Here is a 4929-nt window from a genome sequence, read left to right on the forward strand (position 1 = left end):
CGCAAGGTCAACCGTCCCACCCGAGTCGTCAATTGCCGGGGATAAGACCCGTTTCGATAGCCTTTTCGCTCCTCTGTGCGCTCATAACGGCCGGCGCCAAGTTGATCCGTTAACTGGGCTTCAAGGATTTGATTCAAGACCTGTTCCAACAGTTTGGCCAGTCCTTGATCTTGCGACAGGAACCCGTGCAGGATTTCATCGCTTATTGTAATATTGTATTGAGCCATAGTTGCTTTCCTCCTTTTTGTTTGGTTTTTGGTTCACTTTCATTCTATCAAAGGGAAAGCAACGTGGCTCTTTTTACATTTCCTTTTTACACAATTTTACGGACTCAACTTTCGGCTGTGATGGTCGGGGTTGTCGATACCTGCTAAATATTTCGCAAAAACTTCCATGTCTTTCTCCTTTCATTTAAGTTATTTCCGCTAAAAATTCGACTTCTTGCCTTTGATGTATATTCATCGATGACAAGGGGATTTTTGTCCATATCGACTCACAGGGCATCATTTTTCAACGCAATTTGATCTTAACCAAAGATTGTAATTTCCTTATTATTAATATCTAACACTTCAATCCTCACCATACCACCCAGATTCTGTGCCACTAAATCAGACAATTCTTTAAGCGCCCTATGAAATTCATCGCTTCTTGTTTCGTCTATTAATTCAATACAAAGGAATGCATTTTTCGTATTTTCTGTTAGCATCGTCCTTTGAGCTTCACGCCAATTCCAACATCTACATATTACACCGATATCATCTTTATAAACAATCTCCCCTTCATATGGCGAAGCATTTTCATCACTTCCCAATGGAATAAATGGTTCGTTGCCATTTGCCTGCGTCAGCCGAATATCGCCTACAAAAGTGTTGATATCTTCCCCACCACAAGGAAGTCCATAACGCAATGAAATGGAATTATAGATATCAACAAGCGGGTTTATTGTTTTAATGTGATTGCCATTTTTTACTCTTTTTAATAAAGCTTCAATGGAACACCTTGCCCCTTTCTTTGTCTTGAATTTCTGAAAAGCTTCTCGCCAAACAGCTATGACGGGATTACGACTGAATTCCTCCAGACGGAGAAATTTATGTGCTTCTTTCTCTGCCTCCCGCAACAGCTTCTCATACCTTTCAACATCCCTTATCGAATTATCAATCCCTTGACAAATAACGGTGCCTATTTTCGCCTGAGGGAATAACGACCAAAAATCATCTTCAATGATAAATCTAGCCATAACCTATCTCTCCATTTCATTTTGTTTATTGCCTTGGTAAAATGGTAATTCGTTGTATCACAACATGAGGACACCACTCTTATGTTTTAGAAGGGCTCGCAAAGGCGTAGAATACCCCTAGGACAATATATAAATAACCAGTTATCCGGTTCATTAACTTCGAGTTTCCTTTCCTACCTACTATCCACTTTCGAATACTTGCTGCAAGAATGGCATATAAACTATCGTTAATAAAAGCTAGGATAATAAATATCGTTCCTAAAAGCAAAAATTGTACTGTGACCGAGCCAGCAGAAGGTGCTATGAATTGCGGAAAGAAAGCTAGAAAAAAGAGTGCTGTCTTAGGATTCATCACTTCTACGAGCGCTGATTCGTAAAAAATCTTCAATAATTTTTTATGGTTCGTTTTTGGACTTTTTGAATGATTTCCATTAGATGTGGAAAATAAAGTCTTACACCCTAGATAGATAAGATAAATAGCACCCAAATATTTAACGATAGTAAAAGCTGTTGCTGATGTCATAAGGATCGCAGACACTCCAATTGCTCCTGCTAAAACATGAACAGCACCACCAAGAGAAACACCAAGAACCGATACGAGACCCGCTTTCTTCCCTTGGTCTATACTTCTTGCCATAATATAGAACACAGCTGGTCCAGGCATGATTAACAATGCAGCCGTAGCAATGAAAAATAGCCAAATAGTCGAAGGCTCCATCATATGCAACTCCTTTTTTAGTGATTGGACTCCTCTTCATCGATGAAAATAAAGCTACATTTTATTTTTCAAGTTCGCTTTCATCAAAGAGGCGATTTGTTGCTCGTTTGGAAAAGGGATTTGTTCCAATTGTTTTATAATGAGCTCTTGTCTATGTAAAGAATGGTTTTGACTTAACTTTGCTTTCCCTTCCATCTTATCGATTTTTATTTTGAATCCTTGAATTCCTTTCGTCATACCGCGAAGAAGTTCAACATCTACATCCTGCAATCTGTAAGAGTTATCAGGGGCTTCATACTCCAATACCATATCATTTAAAGAGCTCATTAACTCGTGTTCATCCTCGATTAACTCAACCTCTCCGTACACATGAACGGTCACATAATTCCACGTTGGCACTGCTTGATTCGTTTCATACCAAGAGGGAGAAATATAACAATGTGGGCCGTGGAAAACGGCTAAAACCGATTGATTTTGAATATCTTTCCATTGTGTATTGGAACGAGCAAAATGACCATACAAATACGTTTTCTCCTTATTTAACAGCAAAGGTAAATGTGTAGCGAAAGGCTTTCCTTTGTGAACGGAGAACAATGTTGCAAAACTGTTCTCCTGTATCACCTTGTAGGCAACAGTTGTTTCTGTTATCGCAAAATGCTCCGGGATATACACGGAAACTCTCCTCCATCCTATTTTTTGATATAAACTAAATATCTACAAAGTATGATATAATTTAAACTGACATTTAAAAAGGTACAGTAATAAGAAAATTAACATGTCAGGGTGATAAAAATGAAAAATACAATTTTTACCTTCAATGATCACTCTCCTAAATACAAACAAATATACGAAAAATTCAAATCTTTTATTGAGCAAGGCGACATAAAGCCGAATGAGCAATTGCCATCTATTCGTCAACTTGCAGATTCTTTACACGTAAGCCGTAATACAACATTAATGGCATATGAGCAACTTGTTGCTGAAGGGTATATTCGTGGAGAGAGCCGAAAAGGTTATTTTGTAAATGAGTTAGAGCCCCTTTTCGTTCAAGAAGTTCGCATCGCTTCTAATCCTAAGCAAACAGAGCCCGAGTCATCTGTTTGTGTTGATTTCCGTGCAGATGCGGTCGATCAATCGCATTTTCCTTTCAAAACGTGGAGGAAAATCTCCAATCAAGTATTGACAGTAAAGGACAGCTTTCGGTATGGAGAGCCTTTTGGAGAATTATGCCTCCGCGAACAAATCGCAGCCTATCTTCTTCAATCCCGTGGGGTGAGAACAGATCCAAATGCAATTATTATCGGAAGCAGTACCCAGCAAATGCTTGTATACCTTGGGCATATACTGAAGGATGAGTTCCAAAGTATTATCGTTGAAGACCCTGGTTACGACGGTGCTAGGGAAGCTTTTCAATTTCATCGTTTTACGTTTGAAACGATACCAGTGTATGAAACGGGCGCAGATCTTTCCAAACTAGAACAAATGCAATCGCGATTAATTTACGTAACCCCTTCTCATCAAAGTCCAATGGGAGTAAGCATGTCTATTCAACAACGGCAAAAGCTTATTCATTGGGTTAACAAGATGCGTGGATATATTATTGAAGACGATTATGATAGTGAATTTCGCTATACACAAAAACCGTTTCCTGCTCTTGCCTCCATTGATGCAGCAAGAGTCATTTATCTAGGGAATTTCTCAAAATCTTTTCTTCCAGGAATTCGTTTAAGTTACATGGTGTTGCCGCAGCCCCTTTTAGATCGTTATCAACATCAATTTCGTCATTTCGAAAGCACCACGTCCATTCTTAGCCAACTCGCTATGGCGAAGTTTATGGAAGAAGGAGAATGGAGTCGCCACATTAAACGTATGCGTCTTGTTTATAAGCGAAAAATGCAACACTTAGTATCATTATTAAGAAAAGAATTTGAGGATACTATATCGATTATTGGTGAACAGTCTGGTTTATACGTATTAGTCAAAGTACACTTGAACCGTTCAGAAGAATGGCTAATCGAGCGGGCTTTCTCTTATGGTGTAAAAGTGTATCCTACTTCACGCTACTTTGTTAAAAACAATCCTGACAAACCAATGATTAAACTTGGGTTTAGTAATCTTTCTTTTGATGAAATTCAGCTTGGAGTGAAGCTTTTGAAAAAAGCGTGGTCTTGACCTTCTCCCCGACTTACGGTTGAAGTGGGGGTTCCTACTCTCTTTTGTAACGTATGAGCAAACGACAATTTTAGCGAATCGATAGCTGCTTGGTATTGTCGTGTCTATGCTCTCGGTAATAACTTTCTTGCGGAAAATAGTTAGCAAAACAAATTCTTTCTTTTTCTGATGGTGTTGCAAAACTAGAGTAAAAAGAGGAGACCGTGGACTTGGAAAACGAAGTCCCGCACAATTCTTCTGTGATTTGAGTGATCTTGCGGGTAGACACTCCGTTTACAACCATTTCCATGAGGGCCAGTACCAGAGCTTGTTCGCTCCGTTGATCGCGTTGAAAGAGTTCGGTGGAAAATTCCCCATCCCTTGTCCGCGGCACCCGCAAGGTCAACCGTCCCACCCGAGTCGTCAATTGCCGGGGATAAGACCCGTTTCGATAGCCTTTTCGCTCCTCTGTGCGCTCATAACGGCCGGCGCCAAGTTGATCCGTTAACTGGGCTTCAAGGATTTGATTCAAGACCTGTTCCAACAGTTTGGCCAGTCCTTGATCTTGCGACAGTAGGAGTAAAATTATTGTGGGAGCAAGAATAGGAATAAAAGTTAATATATGTAAATTAACCTTGGCGGATGTGTTGGCTTTTAATCCAACATCATCTGCCAAGGCCACCAAGCAATAGCGCGATAGGGGAATGCAGAAAAAACAAGAAATGAGGGCCTCTTTTTTGTACAATGAGTTTGTCCAAAAAAACCGTACAAAGGAGGCCCTCACATGGGACATTATAACCCGAAATACCCGACTTTAGAAGAG

At 39.9% G+C, this 4929-nt stretch carries 5 protein-coding genes and 1 pseudogene; 1 reads left to right on the plus strand and 5 read right to left on the minus strand.

Annotation, left to right across the window (positions count from 1 at the left end):
* From CCB157_RS15200 to CCB157_RS15215, 4 genes are all read right to left on the minus strand, one after another.
* Nucleotides 1–227, minus strand: a 227-nt coding sequence (locus tag CCB157_RS15200; protein ID WP_193432314.1) for a transposase, incomplete at its 3' end; no start/stop codon positions are given.
* Nucleotides 228–526: 299 nt separating this feature from the next.
* Nucleotides 527–1237 (minus strand): B3/B4 domain-containing protein, encoded by a 711-nt coding sequence (locus CCB157_RS15205; protein ID WP_077616719.1) that lies wholly within the window; start codon nt 1235–1237, stop codon nt 527–529.
* Nucleotides 1238–1316: 79 nt separating this feature from the next.
* Entirely contained in the window at nt 1317–1955 is a 639-nt protein-coding gene (locus CCB157_RS15210; protein WP_077616720.1) for a LysE family translocator, read from the minus strand.
* A 54-nt stretch (nt 1956–2009) separates the two neighbouring features.
* Complete coding sequence (locus tag CCB157_RS15215) at nt 2010–2627, minus strand: FMN-binding negative transcriptional regulator (protein ID WP_077616721.1); 618 nt, start codon at nt 2625–2627, stop codon at nt 2010–2012.
* A 120-nt stretch (nt 2628–2747) separates the two neighbouring features.
* Between CCB157_RS15215 and pdxR the strand changes: the two genes are divergently transcribed.
* Nucleotides 2748–4127, plus strand: a complete 1380-nt coding sequence (gene pdxR / locus CCB157_RS15220) for a MocR-like pyridoxine biosynthesis transcription factor PdxR (protein ID WP_077616722.1) — start codon at nt 2748–2750, stop codon at nt 4125–4127.
* A gap of 196 nt (nt 4128–4323) precedes the next feature.
* Here pdxR and CCB157_RS15225 read toward each other — a convergent pair.
* Nucleotides 4324–4728: pseudogene (locus CCB157_RS15225) on the minus strand (transposase); the annotation flags it as partial.
* Nucleotides 4729–4929 lie beyond the last annotated feature (201 nt).

Source organism: Caenibacillus caldisaponilyticus (assembly GCF_002003465.1).
GTDB classification, from domain to species: Bacteria; Bacillota; Bacilli; order Bacillales; family Sporolactobacillaceae; genus Caenibacillus; species Caenibacillus caldisaponilyticus.

Coding starts and splice junctions, on each gene's coding strand:
- CCB157_RS15205 (WP_077616719.1), bottom strand. CDS start 1,237: ATGGCTAGATTTATCATTGAAGATGATTTTTGGTCGTTATTCCCTCAG.
- CCB157_RS15210 (WP_077616720.1), bottom strand. CDS start 1,955: ATGGAGCCTTCGACTATTTGGCTATTTTTCATTGCTACGGCTGCATTG.
- pdxR (WP_077616722.1), top strand. CDS start 2,748: ATGAAAAATACAATTTTTACCTTCAATGATCACTCTCCTAAATACAAA.